The organism is Streptomyces sp. PKU-EA00015 (assembly GCF_013387495.1).
GTDB lineage: Bacteria > Actinomycetota > Actinomycetes > Streptomycetales > Streptomycetaceae > Streptomyces.
Window position 1 is genome coordinate 72,086 of the sequence record NZ_JABZEE010000038.1, and the last position, 19,009, is coordinate 91,094.

Sequence of the window (19,009 nt, forward strand, 5' to 3'; positions counted from 1 at the left end):
AACGTTATCCACAGGATGCCGGGCTCGTTCGCGCTTTGTCGGTGCCATCGGGTTGCATGGGGGCATGACCAACGCAGACCGTGCGGAGCTCAGGGCCGCCGCCGATGCCGTACTCGCACGACTCGTCAGTGACCCCTCGGGCTCCGCTCGCCTGCGCGAGGACCAGTGGCGGGCGATCGAGGCGCTCGTTGCCGACAAGCGCCGGGCCCTGGTCGTCCAGCGCACCGGCTGGGGCAAGTCCGCGGTCTACTTCGTCGCCACGTCACTGCTGAGGGCGGCCGGGAGCGGACCCACCGTGATCGTCTCACCGCTGCTGGCGCTCATGCGCAACCAGGTCGAGGCCGCGGCCCGGGCAGGCATCCGGGCCCGCACGATCAATTCCTCCAACACGGAGGAGTGGGAGTCCGTCCAGGCCGAGATCGCGGCGGGCGAGGTGGACGTGCTGCTGGTGAGTCCTGAGCGGCTGAACAATCCGGACTTCCGTGATCAGGTCCTGCCCCGGCTCGCGGCGGCGACCGGTCTGCTGGTGGTGGACGAGGCGCACTGCATCTCCGACTGGGGCCACGACTTCCGGCCGGACTACCGCCGCCTGCGCACGATGCTCGCGGACCTGCCGACGGGCGTTCCGGTGCTCGCGACGACCGCCACGGCCAATGCCCGCGTGACGGCGGACGTCGCCGAGCAGTTGGGCACCGGCGCGGGCACGGACGCTCTGGTGCTGCGGGGCCCTCTCGACCGGGAGAGCCTCAGCCTGAGCGTGCTGCAGCTTCCTGACGCCGCCCACCGTCTCGGCTGGCTCGCCGATCACCTCGGTGAGCTGCCAGGATCCGGGATCATCTACACGCTGACGGTGGCGGCGGCCGAGGAAGTGACGGCGTATCTGCGCCAGTGCGGTCACACGGTGGCCTCCTACACCGGCCGCACGGAGAACGCCGATCGCCAGCAGGCCGAGGACGACCTCCTCACCAACCGCGTGAAGGCGCTCGTCGCGACGTCGGCGCTGGGTATGGGCTTCGACAAGCCCGACCTCGGGTTCGTCGTGCACCTGGGTTCCCCCTCCTCCCCCATCGCCTACTACCAGCAGGTGGGCCGGGCAGGCCGGGGGGTGGACCACGCAGAGGTGCTGCTGCTGCCCGGCAAGGAGGACGAGGCGATCTGGCAGTACTTCGCCTCGGTCGCGTTCCCGCCCGAGGAGCTGGTGCGGCGCACGCTGGATGTGCTCGCCCGGGCCGACCGGCCGCTCTCGCTGCCCGCCCTGGAACCGCTGGTCGAGCTCCGGCGCACGCGGCTGGAGACGATGCTGAAGGTGCTGGACGTGGACGGTGCCGTGCGCCGGGTCAAGGGCGGTTGGACGACGACCGGTCAGCCGTGGTCCTACGATGCGGAGAGGTACGCCTGGGTGGCCCGGCAGCGTGAGGCCGAGCAGCAGGCGATGCGGGACTACGTCCGTTCCACCGGCTGCCGGATGGAGTTCCTGAGGACGACGTTGGACGACGAGGAAGCCTCGCGGTGCGGCCGCTGCGACAACTGCTCCGGCGCGCGGTTCAGCGACAAGGTGTCCGCGGCGGCGCTGGACACGGCGCGCGGGGAGCTGGGCCGGCCCGGCGTCGATCTGGAGCCGCGGAAGATGTGGCCCACGGGTCTGGCGGCTGTGGGCGTGAGCCTCAAGGGCCGTATCCCCGAAGGCGAACAGGCCTTCACGGGACGGGCGCTCGGGCGCCTCTCGGACATCGGCTGGGGCAATCGCCTGCGTCCCATGGTCTCGCCCCAGGCGCTGGACTCTCCGGTCCCCGACGACATGGTGGGCGCGGTGGTGACCGTGCTCGCCGACTGGTCCAAGGGGCCGGCCGGCTGGGCTTCCGGTGCCGACGACGCGCCTGCGCGGCCGGCGGGTGTCGTGACCGTCGCCTCCCGTTCACGACCCAGGCTGATCGGCTCGCTCGGCAGCCGCATCGCCGAGGTCGGGCGGATGCCCCTGCTCGGTTCCGTCGAGTACGCGCCGGAAGCTCTGGAGTCGCGCTTCTCCCGCACGAACAGTGCCCAGAGGGTCCGCGCCCTGCATGAGGCGTTCGTGGTGCCACCGGAGCTCGCGCAGGCCGTGTCAGGCGTCGACGGCCCCGTGCTGCTGATCGACGACTACTCGGACAGCGGCTGGACTCTGGCGGTGGCCACGCGGCTGCTGCGCCGTGCGGGAGCAAAGGGTGTGTTTCCGCTGGTCCTTGCCGTTCAGTCCTGACGAGGCCGGGGCAGGGGCGCGTGGAAGTCAGGAAGAAGGGAAGGATATGAGCCTCATACCCGTCGATTCCCGTCGGTCACGCCAAATTGCTCGTTGCCGCATCCTCACGCGCCAGGAAGAATTGAACTGCTCCCCGCGCAGGCCTGTTCGGCTCTGAGGGCCCTGTTGCGGTGCGCCCTCACCCGACCCTGCCCGCACTGTGGGCGCGTATGCGAAGGGAGGACCGTGACCTTCGGATTCGCTTCGTCCGCAGCCACCTCGATCACCGCTTCGGCCACCTCGGCCAGCCGCCTCGCGCGGCTGCTGGAGCCCGCCGAGTGGGCGGCGGCAGGAATCCCGCTGCTGCGCAATCCGCGTGAAGTGGTCAGCGGGCTGCATGCCCGGCACCGCCCGGCGCCTGCGACCGCTGTCGTCGCCGTGCTCGATCACGAGGAGCGGCTGGCCGCGAGCGCGTCGTTCTCCCGGTGTTCGGTTCCGGTGGACGGCTGGGAGTTCCGCAATGCGCTGCTCGCCCATCTGCGTCGGGTCATCCCGCACGACCTGCGCCGCCGCACCCCGGTGCGCACCGCCGTCCTGCTCTACTGCCGTGAGGGCGACGAGCGCTGGACCGAGGAGGACGGGGCATGGATGTGGGGGCTGCGTGACGCCTGCACGCTGCACGGGCTGCGCTGCGGCGCGTACATCACTCTGACGCGCGGCGGCTGGCAGGTGCTGGGCGAAGGACGTGGCGGCCGACAGCCCAACTCGACTTCGACGCCGGGCCGTCTGACCGATGCCGGGGTCGAGGCCGACCCCGTTCCGCTGCGCACGGCCGGCGGAGCAGTGGACGCGCTGCGGCGCACCGCTGCCCGCTGACCGGGTCATCCACCGGCTGCCCGTGGTCAGGGCAGCCGGGTCACGACCGGACCTTCGGTCCGCGACCGCTGAGCGGTGTCAAACGCCTGCGCCGAGGGCGCTGTTGATCCTCTTCGGGTCACCGCACACGATCAGGAGTGCGGAGGCCTTGGCCATGGCCGCGGGCAGCGCCCGGGCGGCGGAGTCGTCGCCCCCGTTCACCGCGACGACCACGACGGGGCGGGCGGATGCCCGGTCCACGGAGGCCGCGGCCGCGTAGAACACGTCGTCACGGGCGTCGTGCTGGGCCCAGTAGGCGGGCTCGCCGAAGGACAGCTCGTGAGCCGCCCATGGGTGCAGGTCGCCCGTGGTGAGGACCAGGATGTCGCCGGGCACACGGCCGGAGTCGAGCAGCAGGTCGACCGCCTCGCCGGCTGCGTCCAGGGCGCCGTCCGCCGGAGCGGGGATGAGCTGGATCTGCGGTCCGGAACGATTCTCCTTCCGGGGCGGCTGGGGCTCCCCCGCAGCCGCCGACGGGCGCTGGGCGGGGGGCGCGGGCCTGGCCGGACCAGGTCCCGGGTGTCCGGGACGCGGCGAGGCCGCGGAACGCGGACCGGGTACGGGACGAGGGGTCGGCGCGGGGCGGCCTGCGGCCGGTGTCACGCGGGGACCCTGGGCGCTCTCGTGAATCTGAGGCTCCTCGGGAATGAGAGGCATGGGTGGATGTCTATCAAATGCCGGTGTCGACGGCATCGGCGGGTGGGCACAAAAGTGCGACCCGGATGTTGGCAGGGCGGGGTCAGAAGTCGAAGCCGAGCTGGCCCCCGTCTTCCAGTGCGGCCGCATCCGGGGAGAGACGGACCTTTTTGAGGTGCCGCCACTTGGGCAGCGCGTCCAGGTAGGCCCAGGAGAGCCGGTGGTACGGGGTGGGCCCCAGCTCCCTCAGAGCCGCCTTGTGCACGGGCGAGGGATATCCGGCGTTCTCGGCGAAGCCGAAAACGGCGAACTGCTCCTGCAGTGCAGCCATCATGGCGTCCCTGCGCACCTTGGCTATCACCGATGCCGCGGCCACGGAGACGCACGACTGATCACCCTTGATCACCGTACGCACTCGCCAGGGCACTCCCAGGTAGTCGTGCTTGCCGTCGAGGATGACGGCGTCGGGGCGCACCGGCAGACCGTCGAGAGCCCGGACCGCGGCGAGCCGCAGAGCAGCGGTCATCCCGAGGTCGTCGATCTCCTCCGGCGACGCATGGCCGAGAGCGTGGGCCGTGACCCAGGACTCCAGCTCGCCCGCCAGCTGCGTGCGGCGCTTCGGGGTGATGAGCTTGGAGTCGGTCAGCCCGGCGGGCGGTCTGCGCAGTCCGGTGATCGCCGCACAGACGGTCACCGGCCCTGCCCATGCCCCACGGCCGACCTCGTCGATGCCGGCGACGATCTTGGCGCCTGTGGTCGCCCGGATCGAGCGCTCGACTGAGTGAGTAGGTGGTTCGTACGGCATGGCGCCAGCAAGGGTACGCCGCCGGAGGGGCCCTGCGACACCCGGATTCCCGTCGGAGTCTCCGCACCCTTCGTCAGCGGGTGGCCGGCCGCAGCAGCGGCACCATGACCTGGTCGATCATCTGGGCGATGTCCTCGTCCGGCCATTCGCTCCCGCACACTTTTGAGCGGTACATCAGCAAGCCGGGGATGACGTCGAACACCAGGTCACACGTGGCGTCGGCTCGCACGTCGCCCCGGGCGACCCCGCGGCGGACCACCTCCCGGAAGAGGCGGTTGGACGGTTCGACGACGCGGTTCACGATCACTCCGTGGAAGCGTTCGGCGGAAGCGGTGTCGCATTCGTGAAGCACTGATCGCAGCGCGATGCCCGAGCGGGAGAACATGGCATCCCGAACCCGGCGGCAGAGCTGGTAGAGATCCTCGCGAATACCGCCGTGATCAGCGGCCTCGTCCAGCGTCGGCAGCCCCGCTTCCAGCGCGTCCGCGACCAGGTCCTCCTTCGACGGCCACCGACGGTAGACGGCAGCCTTGCCGGTCTGGGCGCCTGCGGCGACGCCTTCCATCGTGAGCCCGCCCCAGCCGACTGTGCTGAGCTGCTCCAGCGCGGCTTCCAGGATCGCTCGTTCCAGCACGAGCCCACGCCGGCGCAGCGGGACCGGCGGAGCCTGCGCACCAGGGGAGCAGCGCGAAGTTGCCATGTTTTTCTCTCCGTTGGGGACTGGAGGTCTAGTGAACGCTTGCGTTCACTGACGGGGACTCTCTACGGTTGACGGCAAAGTGAACGACTTCGTTCACTAACTCATGTGTGGGGGACTTGAAGTGACAACCTCTCAGTTGACGGCTCCAGACATACCGGGGGCGGCCCGACGGCAGGGTCGCCCCGGGATCGCTCTCGCGGTGATCGCGGCTCTCCAGCTCATGGTGGTCCTCGACACCACGATTGTGAACATCGCGCTCCCGCACATCCAAGGAGCGCTCGAGTTCACCACGACCCAGCTCTCATGGGTGGTGAACGCCTACACGCTCACCTTCGGCGGCCTGCTGCTGCTCGGTGGCAGGGCAGGTGACATCCTCGGCCGTCGCCGTGTCTTCGTCTCCGGCGTACTGCTGTTCACCGTCGCCTCGCTGTTGTGCGGAATCGCCCAGGAGCCGTGGCAGATGCTGGCCGCACGCGCCCTTCAGGGTGTGGGTGGCGCCATCGCCTCGCCGACCGCGCTCGCCCTCATCACCACCACCTTCCGGGAAGGCCCGGAACGCAACCGCGCGTTCGGCATCTTCGCGGCCGTGTCGGCCAGCGGCGCCGCCATCGGCCTGCTGGCGGGCGGCATGCTCACCGAGTGGCTCGACTGGCGCTGGGTGTTCTACGTGAACCTGCCCATCGGTGTCCTGATCGCGCTCCTCGCTCCCGTCTTCATCAATGAGTCCGAACGCCATTCCGGCCGGTTCGACGTCTCCGGCGCGCTCACCTCGACGGTGGGCATGGCGTCCCTGGTCTACGGCTTCATCCGGGCGTCCGAGGACGGCTGGCGCGACGGGCTGACCCTGGGCGCGTTCGGCGTGGCCGCCGCCCTGCTCACCGCGTTCGTCCTGATCGAGCGCAGGGCCAAGGAGCCGATCACGCCCCTGCGCATGTTCGCCGACCGCAACCGCTCGGGCACCTACCTGATCATGATGAGCCTCTCGGCTGCCATGTTCGGGATGTTCTTCTTCATCGTGCTCTTCGTCCAGAACGTCCTCGGATACAGCCCCATCACCTCCGGACTGGCCTTCCTGCCGGTCACCGTGATGATCGTTACTGCCGCCGGGATCTCCTCGAAGCTGCTGCCCGTCCTCGGCCCCAAGCCCTTCCTCGTCGTGGGCGCCGTCCTCACCGGCGGCGGTATGGCGTGGCTGACCGCCATCAGCCCGGACACCTCCTACCTCGGAGGGATCCTGGGCCCCATGCTGCTGTTCGGCTTCGGCATGGGTCTCGTCTTCGTCACCGCGACACTGACGGCCGTGTCGGGCGTGGCGCAGCACGAGTCGGGCGCTGCCTCAAGTCTGCTCAACGCGACGCAGATGGTCGGTGGTTCCCTCGGGCTGTCGATCCTCATGACCGTCTTCGGGACAGCCGGCCGGGCTGAGGGCGAGCGGCAGCTTCCGTCGTTCCTCGCCGAGTCGACTCCCGCCCAGAAGGAGGCGTTCGCCAAGACGCACGAGCTTCCGCCGCCGTGGGGGCCCCAGGTGCTCGCCGAGGGAATCTCCACTGCCTTCTGGGCCGGGGTGGGACTGGTCGGGCTCGCGGTACTCGCCGCGGTCGTCGTCATCCGGGTCCGCAAGAGCGACCTCGAAGCCCTGAGCGGCGCGGCCGGCCCGGGCGCGCACGCGGGCTAGACCCGGCCACCCGCACCGGTCCTGGTCGCCAGGTACGGGCCGTGTGGACGGCCGGTACCGACAGGTGCGACCGGGTCCGGTCAGCCCGGCCCTTGGGGCAACCAGTCCGGAAGCGCTTCCGTCCGCTCCAGCCAGTGCGCGGGCGGCCGACCCGCCTTGCCCGCCGCGACCACTCCGCAGGCGATCGCGCAGGTGGTGTCGACGTCCCCGCCGACCTGGGCGGTCGTCCAGAAGGTCTGCTCGAAGTCACCGAGGGACCTGGCAGCGGACCAGAGCGCGAACGGCACGGTGTCATGGGCGCTGGTACGCCGACCGCTGCCGAGCACGGCCGCCACGGTGCCTGCGTCGTCGTAGTCGAGCATGTCCCGCGCCCGCCGCAGCCCCGCGCCGACAGCACTGCGGGGAACCAGAGCGATCACACCGTCCAGCAGCTCCGTCGGCTCCGGCGGTCCGCCCGGATGAGCGGCCAGCGCGGCGGCTGCCGCGACCGCCATGGCGCCGACGACCGCCTCGCGGTGCTGATGGGTGGTGTAGGAGGAGATCTCGGCCTGATGGGTCGCCTGCTCGGGATCGTCCGCGTACCAGGCTCCGAGCGGAGCGATCCGCATCGCCGAGCCGTTGCCCCATGACCCCTGGCCCTTGAAGAGAGCGGCGGCGAGCTCCCGCCAGTCCCCTCCCTCCCTGATCAGCCGGAGCATCCGGTTGACGGCCGGGCCGTAACCGCGGTCGAAGTCGTGGTGTTCCGCGAACGAGCGGGCCAGTGCGTCCTGGTCCACGCGATGGTGCTCGGCGAGCACCGCCAGCACGGAGCAGGCCATTTCGGTGTCGTCGGTCCACTGCCAGACGGCGGGCGGCAGCTCGCACCGCTTCAGCAGGGGATAGTTGGAAGGTACGAAGAACTGGGAGCCCAGGGCGTCTCCCACAGACAGTCCGCGCAGGCTGTCCAGGGCGCGTGCGAAGCGCCGGTCGCGAGAGGAATCAGCGGTCATCTTCCTGCCACTCTATCCGGTGGCCCCGTACGGCTCCGGAGTCCGCCAGCGCTCGAACGGGCGGTCCAGCGCGTAGCGCCCGTCCTCGCGCAGCTGCAGTATCCGGGTCTCCCCGTTGCCCGGATTGGAGAGTGACTCGAATTCCGCCACCGACCAGTGGAACCAGCGCATGCAGAACAGCCGCATGGTCAGCCCGTGGGTGACCAGCAGGACGTTGGGCGGATGGTCGGGCGCTTCGAAGCTGCGGTGCAGGCTCTCCAGGAACGCCCCGACACGGTCGTACACATCGGCACCGGACTCGCCTTGCGCGAAGCGGTAGAAGAAGTGGCCGTACGCGTCGCGGTACGCCTTCTGCAGCCGGACGTCCTCCCTGTCCTGCCAGTTGCCCCAGTCCTGCTCCCTGAGTCTCGGCTCCTCCCGGACCCGCACAAGCTCCGGGTCGAGTCCGAACGCCTGGAAGGTCTCGTGGGTCCGGCGGTAGGGAGAGACGTAGACGCTGACCCGCTCGCGACCGAAGAGCTCCAGAAGCCGCGCCCCGGTCTCCTCCGCCTGCGCCAGCCCGAGCGCCGTGAGGGGGAGCGCATGATCGGGCTCGCGCTCATAGACCGTGTCGTCGGCGTTGCCCACCGATTCTCCGTGCCGGACAAGGACGATGCGTCGCGGTCGTGCCATGGGACGACCCTAGGCCCGCCCGTCAGCGGCCGAGGAGCCGGCCCGAGTCCGTCCGGCGTATCCGCCCGTCGAAGCGCCGCAGCTGCCGGTCGTTGGGACACCACGACCAGCGCCCGGACCACTGGGCCGGCGCCTCTTCCAGCTTTTCGACCAGGCCGAGGGCCAGATGGCTGGCCGACTCGTCGAGCAGTAGAAGGCGAACGGTCAGCGATGCACCGTCCAGTGACAACCGGTCGCCGCGGGCCACGGTCACGTCGCGCAAGGAAATCTGAGTCGGCAAGAGAACCCCCGTGAAGAAGCGGCAGGACGCCGCATCGACTAATGCAACCCTTGTCGCATTACGGAGATTGTGCCACGATGGAGACAGCTAACGCAACAGGAGTAGCAATTGAAGGACAAGACACCGGCCCCGGGCACCCAGCGTCCCGGCGGCCGCACTGCCAGGACCAGGGCGGCCGTCCGGGATGCCGTCCTGACCGGTCTCGGCGAGCACGGCTACCCGGGCCTCACCGTCGAATACGTCGCCGAGCATTCGGGAGTGCACAAGACGACGCTCTATCGCCGGTGGGGAGGCGTCGAAGGGCTGGTGGCCGATGCGCTCGACCTCGCCGGGGAGGACAGTTGGACCCCGCCCGACACGGGCAGCCTGGAAGGAGATCTGAATGCGCTGGCACGGGAGGTCGCCGAATCCTTCGACGACCCCGCAGCGGGGGCAGCGCCTGCCGCGTTCATAGCGGCGGCCTTCCAGTCCCGGCGCGCGGCCGACGCCCTGCGCGCTTTCTACACGGAGCGATTCAGACGTTCGGCGGCCGTCGTCGAGAGAGCGGTCGCCCGGGGTGAGGCACCTGCGGACACAGATGCGGGCGAGGTCGTGCGCGCCGTGTCCGCACCGCTGTTCTTCCGGCTCTTCATCACTCGCGAGCCGGTCGACCGGGCTCTCGCCGACCGGTCGGCCGCAGCGGCGATCGCGGCACTTCGCGCCGGTGTCTTCTCGGCACGCCGATCGACGCAGGCATCGGCATCCACCGAAGCGCCGACAGATGCCGGAGCCTGATCAGACGGTCCAGGACCGCTCCAGGTCCACGACGTCCCCGGCCAGTGCGGAGACGTCGGCCTCGGTCTGTGCGCGCAGGAGCAGCCGCTCGATGCGCTCCCTGCGGTACTTGCCGTGCTCCGCTGCGGCCAACCACATGGACAGCACCAGAAATTCGTTCTTCGGCGCCTCGCCGAACAGCCCCCGCACCATCCCCGGTGACCCGGCCATCGCGGGATTCCACACCTTCTCCTGCATGAGCGAGAAGTGCTCGACCCGGTCCTCGCGGACACGGCAGTGCGCGACCCGTACCACGTCCGCGTCCGTGAAGCGCGGCTCGAAGCCTGTCTTCACGTCGAAGCGGTAGTCGAACAGCTTGGCCTGGATGTCCTTGTACGTGCCCGACTGCCCGGCCGCCAGCCGGTCGTGGGACCGCGCCATGAACGAGTCGTAGAAGGGGCGGCTCTCCCAGAAGGCGAACACATGGGCAACGTTGGGCCGTATCCGGCTCCAACCGCCGCCCTGCCCCCGGAATCCCGGCTCACCCAGCAGCCCCGCCCATTTCCGCTGTCCCCGCTCGAACCCTCGACGGTCCACCACGGTGCAGCGAATCCACTTGACCAGCACCGCGCCATCGTACGGCCCGGATCAGGAGGCCGTTCCCTGTCGACAGGAGTACGTCCGCCCGTGCGACAGTGCGCTGGTCATGCACCAGGCCGCCATATTCCGTACCGTGCGCCCGCACCGCCCCGACACAATGATCACCATGACAGCCGCCGCCGTCCGGGGCTCCTTCGGGGACGTGCAGTTCACCTCGGGACCCGCGGCAGCGAGCTGTTCGTCAGTGCCGCCTCGCCGCATCCCCCACTGAGCGACTACGGTCAACACCCGTAGGAGCGACGGACGTTACGGGGAGGAGAGATCCGGTGAGCAGCATCAGCAAGGGGGTCCGGAAGGCCGAGGTGGCACTCAAGTGGGATCCGAGTCCGATGGGCGAGCCGCCCCACGACCTCGACCTGGTGGCCGCGACGTACCGGGCCGATGCCACAGGTGAGCCGGCGTACGTCGTCCATTTCGACAGCAGGTCACCGGACGGGACGATCATCCTGGCCAGGGACAGCAAGACGGGCCAGGGGTTCGGCTCCGACGAGGTGATGACGCTGGAGTTCGACCGGCTGGCGCCGGTGTACGAGCGTGTCGTCGTGGGGGTCGTCATCCAGCAGCGCGCAGGCCGGAAGGTGTTCGGCGACGTCGCCAACACCCGGGTGCGGGTCCTTGAAGGCCATGAGGAGCTGGCGGCGTGCGACTTCGCCGCGGTCGCGCAGTCCACGGCGGCCGTCGTCTGCGAGTTCACCCGCGGTGCGGCCGGGAGCTGGCAGTTCCACAACTCGGTGCGCGGTTTCGACACGGACCCGCAGTCCTTCATCGGCCTGATGAGCGGCTGACGGCGGGTCCCGTCGCCGCCCGAGCCGGGTCAAGCCGCGGACATACGGAGGCGGGGAGACCTCCTGGGAGATCTCCCCGCCCTCAGCGGATCGGCTGATCCGACTGCCCGTCGTGTCACACCGGCCGTATCACGGCGCGTGTCGTACCGGCCGCGTACTGGCGCAAAACACTGATTCCATGGCTGTCGTGTTGCTGCGACAGCGGCTGCGCTTACCCCTCCGCACTTGGGCTGCGCGTTGTTTTCGGAAGCTCAAGGCTGACGGCCTGCGTGCCGGTCGTGCTTGACGCGGCCGCATACGAGACCTACCCACTGGCCGGCCGGACGGTAGGGCACCGCAGGTGCGTTGATCTTCCGGGCAGCGGCCAAGCGCCGCCGCAGACGGTGCGGGCGGCCTGATGCGTTCGGGGCTGCCTTGCTGGCGTACCCGTCATCACGACACCGGAGATCATCAATGACTGCTCAGAACCCCCTCACCTACCACGCGTTTGTCGAACTCGCCGCCGCTGATTCATCTGTCGTCGGCCTTGTCCTCGAGGGATCCCGAGCGCACGAGGGCATGGCCACCGAGCACTCCGACCACGACCTGTACGTCGTTCTCGACGATGGCGCGACGACAGGCCTCACGCGGTTCGCAGGTCACCGCACCGCAGAACTCGACCTCGTCATCCTCTCCCTCGACGAGTTCAGCGCCGCCGGAATGCCCGGCTTCGAGCGGTACGCCCTCGCCCGTGCCCGGGTCGTGTGCGACCGGCTCGACGGAGTCATCACGCAGATCCTGGCCAGCAAGGCAGAGCTCGACGCCGATGAAGCCCTCCGGCAGGCGGGCGAATGGCTCGATGCCTACGCCAATTCCCTCTACCGCTCAGTCAAGAACTACCGCGACGGACATGCGCTCGCGGCCCGACTCGACGCCGCCGACAGCATCCGATTCCTGCTCGAGTTCCTCTTCGCCCTAGACCGTCGTCCCCGCCCCTACAACAAGTATCTGGAATGGGAGCTTGCCCGATTCCCGCTGCCCGGCTGGGACACCGCCTTGCTGCTCGATGCTGCGGAACGCATCTCAGGAACGGGCGACGTGTCCACACAGCGTCGTCTCTTCGCCCAGGTCGAAGCAGTGGCCCGGCGGGCCGGGCACGGCACGGTGCTGGACTCATGGGGTGAGGACTTGGTCCTGATGCGACCGCAGTAGGAGCGCTCCACTGGAGCTCCCACACGGCCACATTGGCCGCCGCCGACTGACGGGGCCTGTCTGCGGGGGATCAGCTGTCGTTGCGACGGCTGGCGATGTAGCCGGTCCAGTTGCGCTTGACGAAGTTCGCCCAGTCCGTCGCGTTGTCGATGATGGTCCCTGTGAGGACGGCGAGGATTGAGGCCGGAACGTCGGCCGCCAGCGCGAGACGGGTGGCGTTGCGGCCGGCAAGGCTGCCCAGTCCAAGTCGCCTGATCTTCAGGTAGATGTACCGCGACTGGATCGCGCGGCTGCGTTCAGACCGGCGAACAGCCATGGGGTGGTGCCGGCGGCATGGTTGGTCCCAGGCGGACTGGGCGTGCTCAAGGTGCTTCAGGACCAGTTGAGCCAGCCGCGGAGGCAGCTGCAAGTGGGTTCCATCGAGCTTCAGCAGGACCGTTGCTTCTTGAACGGCAACGTCATTGGTGGTCAGTTCGAGGATGCGCGTGAGCTGCAATCCCATGAGAAGGACGAGGCTGCCGATGACACCAAACAGCTGTCCGGCTGCTTGCCGGGGATCTCGAGTCCGACCGTGTGCGCGGCGAGCGCGGCGTGGTACGCCTCGTGAGCGCGGCGCAGTGCCGCGGCGGGGGGGTCGGCGATGCCGGTGAAGATGTGCAGTCCGCGCCGGTCGGGGTCGGTGCTGTCGTGTATTAGGGGCCGGTCAGCCTGGCTGCGGGCAAGCGGCCCTGCTCCACGTCCGCCCTGGGATGCGGATATCCAGGATGTCGCCGACGGCCTGCCACACCACGCCGCGCAAACCACCCTCCTGCGCGTCGAGAAGGTCATGCCACTGCGGGACGGTGTAGCCCTCCGGGCAGGTCGCCCCGGCGGCTTTCAGGCCCTCGCCCAGGGCGGCCAGCTTGCTGCCTTCTACCGCATGCGGGCGGTCCGTCAGATCGTCGCCGAAGTTGTTCAGGTACACGTTGCCGTCGCCGGGCGCGTAGACGAGATAGCTCGGGTTGACCGCTACATTCGCGTTGAGGCAGATCAGCTCCTCCCCGGCCGCGGGGGTCATCTTGTCCTCGTCCTCGAAGAACCATTCGCACCAGGTGCACGACCCTCGGTCTTCCAGAACGTATGCCCACTCACCAGACGTGCCGTACATGCAGGGTGCGTCCCCTGTCGGGTGGAAGCCCCGGTACGGCGTAGCGCTCGATATCTCCTCATCGTCCGCGCCCAGCCGGAGCAGCAGATCCCGGACAGGGACCCCGCGCATCGCGGTCATGGAGATCCCGCCGAGCATCCCATCAGCCGCCGGCTTGTCGAATGTGTGCTGCCCGATCCACTTCAAGCCTTCCGCCACTGCGCTGCACCTCCTCGGTGTCGTTGGGTGCCGACCGTCATGATGCCCCGGCTTTCGGCCCGAGGCCGGGCGCTGTAAAAGTCGCTGGGAATCCGCGCTGCATCGGTGACCTGGATCGCGCTCTCTGGCGTCAGCTCGCCGACCCCCTCTGTCAGGTGTGCGAGCACGATGGCGCGTGCCGCCTCCGCCTTGGCCTCTTTCATGTCAAGTCGGGGCGGCGGATCGTACTGCGCCGGACACGCGGAACGACTGAGGCGTCGCCCCCACCCGCTTTGCGGATCTCGGCATTCAGGACCTTGATGTCGATCAAGTCGTTAGGACTCTGGTTGCGACACAGCGAGGGGCGCCAGCCGCACGGCTGCCGCCCCTCGTGTCGTCCGTGCTTAGCGGATTGCGTCGAATGTTGCAGGCAACGCAATTCCGCTCATTCTCAGCTGCAGCCGCTGGTGGAGCCGCAGCCCTCGCAGATGTAGCAGGAGCCCGCCCGCTGCATCTTCGTTCCGCACGAGAAGCAGAGCGGTGCGTCGGCGCTGATGCCGAGCTGCATCTCGACCAGCTCGGCCGAGGTGTGCGCCTGCTTCGGAGCCGGAACCTCCGCCTGAGGGGCGGCAACGGCCTTCAGTTCCTGCTGACGCGGAGCGGACTGCGCGAGCCCCTCGACATCGACCTCGTCGTCGGCCGGCTCGTAGGAGCCGGTCTCCAGGTGACGCTGGCGCTCCTCCGCCGAGTGGATGCCGAGCGCCGAGCGCGTCTCGAAGGGCAGGAAGTCCAGCGCCAGGCGGCGGAAGATGTAGTCGACGATCGACTGCGCCATCCGCACATCCGGGTCGTCCGTCATGCCGGCCGGCTCGAAGCGCATGTTGGTGAACTTCGAGACGTACGTCTCCAGCGGAACGCCGTACTGCAGACCCACCGAGACGGCGATCGAGAAGGCGTCCATCATGCCCGCGAGGGTGGAGCCCTGCTTCGACATCTTCAGGAAGACCTCGCCGAGACCGTCGTCCGGGTAGGAGTTTGCCGTCATGTAGCCCTCGGCGCCACCGACGGTGAAGGAGGTGGTGATGCCGGGACGGCCCTTGGGGAGGCGCTTGCGGACCGGACGGTACTCGACGACCTTCTCGACCGCGGCGCGGATCGTCTCCTCGGCCTTCTCGGTGACCTCGGCCTTCTCCTTCTTCTTCGCGGAGAGGGGCTGGCCGACCTTGCAGTTGTCGCGGTAGATGGCGAGCGCCTTGACGCCCATCTTCCACGCCTCGAAGTAGATCTCCTCGACCTCCTCGACGGTCGCCGACTCCGGCATGTTGACCGTCTTGGAGAGCGCGCCGGAGATCCACGGCTGGATGGCCGCCATCATGCGGACGTGACCCATCGCGGAGATGGAGCGCTCGCCCATCGCGCAGTCGAAGACCTCGTAGTGCTCGGCCTTCAGACCGGGCGCATCGATCACGTTGCCGTGCTCGGCGATGTGGGCGACGATCGCCTCGATCTGCTCCGGCTGGTAGCCGAGGCGGCGCAGTGCCTGCGGCACGGTGCCGTTGACGATCTGCATCGAGCCGCCGCCGACCAGCTTCTTGAACTTGACCAGCGCCAGGTCCGGCTCGAGGCCGGTCGTGTCGCAGGACATCGCGAGACCGATGGTGCCGGTCGGGGCGATCACGGACGCCTGGGAGTTGCGGAAGCCGTTCTTCTCGCCGAGACGGATCACGTCCTGCCAGGCCTCGGTGGCCGCGGCCCAGATCGGCGTGTCGAGGTCGTCCATGCGGACGGCCTTGGCGTTGGCGTCGGCGTGCTGCACCATCACGCGCTTGTGCGGCTCGGCGTTGCGGGCGTAGCCGTCGTAGGGACCGACGACCGCGGCGAGTTCGGCGGAGCGCTTGTAGGACGTGCCGGTCATCAGGGACGTGATGGCGCCGGCGAGGGCGCGGCCGCCGTCCGAGTCGTACGCGTGGCCGGTCGCCATGAGCAGGGCGCCGAGGTTGGCGTAACCGATGCCGAGCTGGCGGAAGGCGCGGGTGTTCTCACCGATCTTCTGCGTCGGGAAGTCCGCGAAGCAGATCGAGATGTCCATCGCGGTGATCACCAGCTCGACGACCTTGGAGAAGCGCTCGACGTCGAAGGACTGGCGGCCCTCGCCGTTGTCCTTGAGGAACTTCATGAGGTTCAGCGAGGCGAGGTTGCACGAGGTGTTGTCCAGGTGCATGTACTCGCTGCACGGGTTCGAGCCGTTGATGCGGCCGGACTCGGGGCAGGTGTGCCAGTGGTTGATCGTGTCGTCGTACTGGATGCCCGGGTCGGCGCAGGCCCAGGCGGCCTCGGCCATCTTGCGGAAGAGCGCCTTGGCGTCGACCTCCTCGATGACCTCACCGGTCATCCGGGCACGCAGACCGAACTTGCCGCCGGACTCCACGGCCCTCATGAACTCGTCGTTCACGCGCACCGAGTTGTTGGCGTTCTGGTACTGGACCGACGTGATGTCATCGCCGCCCAGGTCCATGTCGAAGCCCGCGTCACGCAGCGCGCGGATCTTCTCCTCTTCCTTGACCTTGGTCTCGATGAAGTTCTCGATGTCGGGGTGGTCGACGTCGAGAATGACCATCTTGGCCGCGCGGCGGGTGGCGCCGCCGGACTTGATCGTTCCTGCAGAGGCGTCGGCACCCCGCATGAACGAGACCGGGCCGGAGGCGTTGCCGCCCGAGGACAGCAGCTCCTTGGAGGAGCGGATACGGGAGAGGTTCAGGCCGGCGCCGGAGCCGCCCTTGAAGATCATGCCCTCTTCCTTGTACCAGTCGAGGATCGACTCCATGGAGTCGTCGACGGACAGGATGAAGCAGGCGGAGACCTGCTGCGGCTGGGGCGTGCCGACGTTGAACCACACCGGCGAGTTGAAGCTGAAGATCTGGTGCAGCAGGGCGTACGCGAGCTCGTGCTCGAAGATCTCGGCGTCGGCGGGCGAGGCGAAGTAGTTGTAGTCCTCGCCGGCCTTGCGGTACGTCTTCACGATCCGGTCGATGAGCTGCTTGAGACCGGTCTCGCGCTGGGGGGTGCCGACCGCCCCGCGGAAGTACTTGCTGGTGACGATGTTGACCGCGTTCACCGACCAGAAGTCGGGGAACTCGACGCCACGCTGCTCGAAGTTCACCGAGCCGTCACGCCAGTTGGTCATGACGACGTCACGGCGCTCCCAGACCACCTCGTCGTACGGGTGCACGCCGGGGGTGGTGTGGATCCGCTCGATACGCAGTCCCTTGCTCGCCTTGGCTCCCTTGGTGCGGGACCCTCGTGCCGGGCCGCTCGTCGTCTCGGTCATGCCGCCTCCCATATACGGGCAAAAACGTCCTGAAGTGCCCAGATCTTCCCGTGGCACTGCTTGTGTGTGTTGTCCCGGAGCGCTGCGCAGCGTCCGTGACAGGTCATGTGCCGCCCGGAAGCGGGTGGAGATCCGTGACGCACGGCTCCGCCCGCTCGGCGGGTGCCGCTCAGTCGGCGGCGGTGGCGGGAACGGGGACCTCGACAGCCCCGTCGCCCCGCTCCTGTGCGGGTGGCCGTTCGTCGCGCAGCTCGGCGATGGCGGCCTCGAAGTCCTCGAGTGAGTCGAACGCCCGGTAGACGGACGCGAACCGCAGGTAGGCGACGAGGTCGAGTTCCTGCAGGGGGCCGAGTATGGCCAGACCCACGTCATGGGTGGTCAGCTCGGCACTGCCGGTGGCGCGCACCGCTTCCTCGACCCGCTGGCCGAGCTGAGCGAGGGCGTCCTCGGTGACCGGCCGCCCCTGGCACGCCTTGCGCACGCCGGAGATGACCTTGGTACGGCTGAAGGGTTCCGTCACACCGCTGCGCTTGATCACCATCAGCGACGCGGTCTCCACCGTCGTGAAGCGGCGGGAGCAGTCGGGGCACTGCCGGCGGCGTCGGATCGACGTTCCGTCGTCGGTGGTCCGACTGTCGACGACGCGGCTGTCAGGGTGCCTGCAGAAGGGACAGTGCATGGCTCCCAACCCCTCCTTCACAGCACGACCGAATAGCCCCAACTGGCTCGCTGAGCCCCCCGAAGCAGCCCCAAGCATAGGCGATGCCCCGAGCTCCGACGGACCGGGGACCACAACTTCTGGGTGGTGGTCACAATCCAACCACTAGATCTGGGGTCTGACCGCCTTCTCGGCCCGTAGAGCGTGTCGCGCGCCCCCTGGAGGAAGCCGCCGCGCACGGGGCGTATGGCGGCCGTTCACGGAGCGCACACGAGGCATCGAGCGCCGCCGTCGCGGGTGCGGCGGCGGGCGTCACGCACGAGCGAGTGCCAGACTGGGGCGGGCCCGGTCCCCTCGCCTCCGGCGGCGGAGGCTACCGTAGGACCTCTCGCCGGCCCACCTTCCGGCATTCGCACATACACCCAGCTGAGCGGCCACGTCAGGCAATCCGCAATTTTTCACTCGAACGTGTGTTTGGCGCAACCTTTCGAAACCAACTACCGTTGTCCAGCTAGGGAGACCATTCGAGAGGGGCCGACGTGACCACCACCGCTGACAGTGCCGCCATCACTGCCCAGGACCGCTCCCAGAACCGATTCGAGCCGGTGCATGCCATGAATGACGCAGCCACGACCCCGGAGGGGCCCAAGCCCACCCGCTCGCTGCCCGGCCGACCTCCAGGGATCCGTGCGGACAGCTCCGGCCTCACGGACCGGCAGCGGCGTGTCATCGAGGTGATCCGCGACTCCGTGCAGCGGCGGGGTTACCCGCCGTCCATGCGCGAGATCGGCCAGGCCGTCGGCCTGTCCAGCACCTCCTCCGTCGCCCACCAGCTCATGGCACTGGAGCGCAAGGGCTTCCTGCGGCGGGACCCGCACCGCCCCCGCGCCTACGAGGTCCGCGGTTCCGACCAGCCCAGCACCCAGCCGACGGACACCACGGGCAAGCCCGCCGCCTCCTACGTGCCGCTGGTCGGCCGGATCGCCGCCGGTGGCCCGATCCTCGCCGAGGAGTCCGTCGAGGACGTCTTCCCCCTTCCCCGCCAGCTGGTCGGCGACGGCGAGCTGTTCGTGCTCAAGGTCGTCGGTGACTCGATGATCGAGGCCGCCATCTGCGACGGCGACTGGGTGACGGTGCGCCGCCAGCCCGTCGCGGAGAACGGGGACATCGTCGCCGCCATGCTGGAGGGCGAGGCCACCGTCAAGCGCTTCAAGCGGGAGAACGGCCATGTCTGGCTGCTTCCCCACAACGCTGCGTACCAGCCCATCCCCGGCGACGAGGCGACCATCCTCGGCAAGGTGGTGGCAGTGCTTCGGCGAGTCTGACGGACTCGCCGGCTCGGACCGGGCCCCGGGACCCACTGCGCCGGTCCCGGGGCCCTGCTGTGTCTCCTCCGAAGCAGAACGGTCCTCCGGTGTGGTCT

18 protein-coding genes are annotated in these 19,009 nt (G+C 68.9%); 7 read left to right on the forward strand and 11 right to left on the reverse strand.

Annotated features, from left to right (window positions below; genetic code table 11):
* Positions 1-64: 64 nt before the first annotated feature.
* Both HW130_RS23495 and HW130_RS23500 read left to right on the forward strand, forming a co-directional pair.
* Positions 65-2,236 (forward strand): RecQ family ATP-dependent DNA helicase, encoded by a 2,172-nt coding sequence (locus tag HW130_RS23495; protein WP_177151656.1) that lies wholly within the window; start codon positions 65-67, stop codon positions 2,234-2,236.
* 225 nt (positions 2,237-2,461) lie between these two features.
* Positions 2,462-3,091 (forward strand): hypothetical protein, encoded by a 630-nt coding sequence (locus tag HW130_RS23500; protein WP_177151657.1) that lies wholly within the window; start codon positions 2,462-2,464, stop codon positions 3,089-3,091.
* Positions 3,092-3,169: 78 nt separating this feature from the next.
* Here HW130_RS23500 and HW130_RS23505 read toward each other — a convergent pair whose 3' ends face one another.
* From HW130_RS23505 to HW130_RS23515, 3 genes are all read right to left on the reverse strand, one after another.
* On the reverse strand, positions 3,170-3,787 hold the full coding sequence (locus HW130_RS23505) for a hypothetical protein (RefSeq protein WP_177151658.1): 618 nt from the start codon (positions 3,785-3,787) through the stop codon (positions 3,170-3,172).
* Positions 3,788-3,869: 82 nt separating this feature from the next.
* Positions 3,870-4,571 carry a ribonuclease HII gene (locus HW130_RS23510; protein WP_177151659.1) on the reverse strand — a complete coding sequence of 234 codons (702 nt, stop codon included), beginning with the start codon at positions 4,569-4,571 and terminating at the stop codon, positions 3,870-3,872.
* A gap of 73 nt (positions 4,572-4,644) precedes the next feature.
* On the reverse strand, positions 4,645-5,271 hold the full coding sequence (locus HW130_RS23515; protein ID WP_177151660.1) for a TetR/AcrR family transcriptional regulator: 627 nt from the start codon (positions 5,269-5,271) through the stop codon (positions 4,645-4,647).
* 121 nt (positions 5,272-5,392) lie between these two features.
* Between HW130_RS23515 and HW130_RS23520 the strand changes: the two genes are divergently transcribed.
* Entirely contained in the window at positions 5,393-6,946 is a 1,554-nt protein-coding gene (locus HW130_RS23520) for an MFS transporter (RefSeq protein ID WP_375256575.1), read from the forward strand.
* An 80-nt stretch (positions 6,947-7,026) separates the two neighbouring features.
* On the opposite strand, the gene HW130_RS23525 is transcribed toward HW130_RS23520, so the two are convergent.
* From HW130_RS23525 to HW130_RS23535, 3 genes are read right to left on the reverse strand one after another with little or no spacing between them, the layout of a single operon-like run.
* Positions 7,027-7,935 carry an ADP-ribosylglycohydrolase family protein gene (locus tag HW130_RS23525; protein ID WP_177151662.1) on the reverse strand — a complete coding sequence of 303 codons (909 nt, stop codon included), beginning with the start codon at positions 7,933-7,935 and terminating at the stop codon, positions 7,027-7,029.
* Between the two features lie 12 nt (positions 7,936-7,947).
* The gene (locus HW130_RS23530) at positions 7,948-8,607 is read right to left on the reverse strand and encodes a histidine phosphatase family protein (protein WP_177151663.1); all 660 of its coding nucleotides are present in this window, start codon (positions 8,605-8,607) and stop codon (positions 7,948-7,950) included.
* Between the two features lie 22 nt (positions 8,608-8,629).
* Complete coding sequence (locus HW130_RS23535) at positions 8,630-8,887, reverse strand: hypothetical protein (RefSeq protein ID WP_177151664.1); 258 nt, start codon at positions 8,885-8,887, stop codon at positions 8,630-8,632.
* Positions 8,888-8,995: 108 nt separating this feature from the next.
* On the opposite strand from HW130_RS23535, the gene HW130_RS23540 reads away from it, so the two are divergent.
* A complete protein-coding gene (locus HW130_RS23540; RefSeq protein WP_177151665.1) occupies positions 8,996-9,661 on the forward strand; it encodes a TetR/AcrR family transcriptional regulator in 666 nt (221 codons plus the stop codon).
* Here HW130_RS23540 and HW130_RS23545 read toward each other — a convergent pair whose 3' ends face one another.
* On the reverse strand, positions 9,662-10,267 hold the full coding sequence (locus HW130_RS23545; protein WP_177151666.1) for a YdbC family protein: 606 nt from the start codon (positions 10,265-10,267) through the stop codon (positions 9,662-9,664).
* Positions 10,268-10,566: 299 nt separating this feature from the next.
* Between HW130_RS23545 and HW130_RS23550 the strand changes: the two genes are divergently transcribed.
* Together HW130_RS23550 and HW130_RS23555 are read left to right on the forward strand one after the other, a co-directional pair.
* Entirely contained in the window at positions 10,567-11,085 is a 519-nt protein-coding gene (locus HW130_RS23550; protein WP_177151667.1) for a TerD family protein, read from the forward strand.
* A 453-nt stretch (positions 11,086-11,538) separates the two neighbouring features.
* Positions 11,539-12,276 carry a hypothetical protein gene (locus tag HW130_RS23555; protein ID WP_177151668.1) on the forward strand — a complete coding sequence of 246 codons (738 nt, stop codon included), beginning with the start codon at positions 11,539-11,541 and terminating at the stop codon, positions 12,274-12,276.
* A gap of 70 nt (positions 12,277-12,346) precedes the next feature.
* Here the strand turns inward: HW130_RS23555 and HW130_RS23560 are convergent, their stop codons facing one another.
* The 4 genes from HW130_RS23560 to nrdR all read right to left on the reverse strand — a co-directional run bounded on the left by HW130_RS23560 (position 12,347) and on the right by nrdR (position 17,607).
* Complete coding sequence (locus tag HW130_RS23560; protein ID WP_177151669.1) at positions 12,347-12,778, reverse strand: hypothetical protein; 432 nt, start codon at positions 12,776-12,778, stop codon at positions 12,347-12,349.
* Positions 12,779-12,979: 201 nt separating this feature from the next.
* The gene (locus HW130_RS23565; protein WP_177151670.1) at positions 12,980-13,621 is read right to left on the reverse strand and encodes a hypothetical protein; all 642 of its coding nucleotides are present in this window, start codon (positions 13,619-13,621) and stop codon (positions 12,980-12,982) included.
* A gap of 430 nt (positions 13,622-14,051) precedes the next feature.
* The gene (locus HW130_RS23570) at positions 14,052-16,928 is read right to left on the reverse strand and encodes a vitamin B12-dependent ribonucleotide reductase (RefSeq protein WP_177151671.1); all 2,877 of its coding nucleotides are present in this window, start codon (positions 16,926-16,928) and stop codon (positions 14,052-14,054) included.
* A 169-nt stretch (positions 16,929-17,097) separates the two neighbouring features.
* Entirely contained in the window at positions 17,098-17,607 is a 510-nt protein-coding gene (gene nrdR, locus HW130_RS23575; protein WP_177151672.1) for a transcriptional regulator NrdR, read from the reverse strand.
* A 518-nt stretch (positions 17,608-18,125) separates the two neighbouring features.
* Here nrdR and lexA point away from each other — a divergent pair.
* On the forward strand, positions 18,126-18,911 hold the full coding sequence (lexA, locus tag HW130_RS23580) for a transcriptional repressor LexA (protein WP_177151673.1): 786 nt from the start codon (positions 18,126-18,128) through the stop codon (positions 18,909-18,911).
* The last annotated feature ends 98 nt before the right edge of the window (positions 18,912-19,009 follow it).

Excerpts from the sequence above, each read along its gene's own strand:
- HW130_RS23515 (WP_177151660.1), bottom strand. The coding sequence starts at position 5,271 with ATGGCAACTTCGCGCTGCTCCCCTGGTGCGCAGGCTCCGCCGGTCCCG.
- HW130_RS23560 (WP_177151669.1), bottom strand. The coding sequence starts at position 12,778 with ATGGGATTGCAGCTCACGCGCATCCTCGAACTGACCACCAATGACGTT.
- nrdR (WP_177151672.1), bottom strand. The coding sequence starts at position 17,607 with ATGCACTGTCCCTTCTGCAGGCACCCTGACAGCCGCGTCGTCGACAGT.
- HW130_RS23495 (WP_177151656.1), top strand. The coding sequence starts at position 65 with ATGACCAACGCAGACCGTGCGGAGCTCAGGGCCGCCGCCGATGCCGTA.
- HW130_RS23505 (WP_177151658.1), bottom strand. The coding sequence starts at position 3,787 with ATGCCTCTCATTCCCGAGGAGCCTCAGATTCACGAGAGCGCCCAGGGT.
- HW130_RS23555 (WP_177151668.1), top strand. The coding sequence starts at position 11,539 with ATGACTGCTCAGAACCCCCTCACCTACCACGCGTTTGTCGAACTCGCC.
- HW130_RS23525 (WP_177151662.1), bottom strand. The coding sequence starts at position 7,935 with ATGACCGCTGATTCCTCTCGCGACCGGCGCTTCGCACGCGCCCTGGAC.
- HW130_RS23570 (WP_177151671.1), bottom strand. The coding sequence starts at position 16,928 with ATGACCGAGACGACGAGCGGCCCGGCACGAGGGTCCCGCACCAAGGGA.
- HW130_RS23530 (WP_177151663.1), bottom strand. The coding sequence starts at position 8,607 with ATGGCACGACCGCGACGCATCGTCCTTGTCCGGCACGGAGAATCGGTG.
- HW130_RS23510 (WP_177151659.1), bottom strand. The coding sequence starts at position 4,571 with ATGCCGTACGAACCACCTACTCACTCAGTCGAGCGCTCGATCCGGGCG.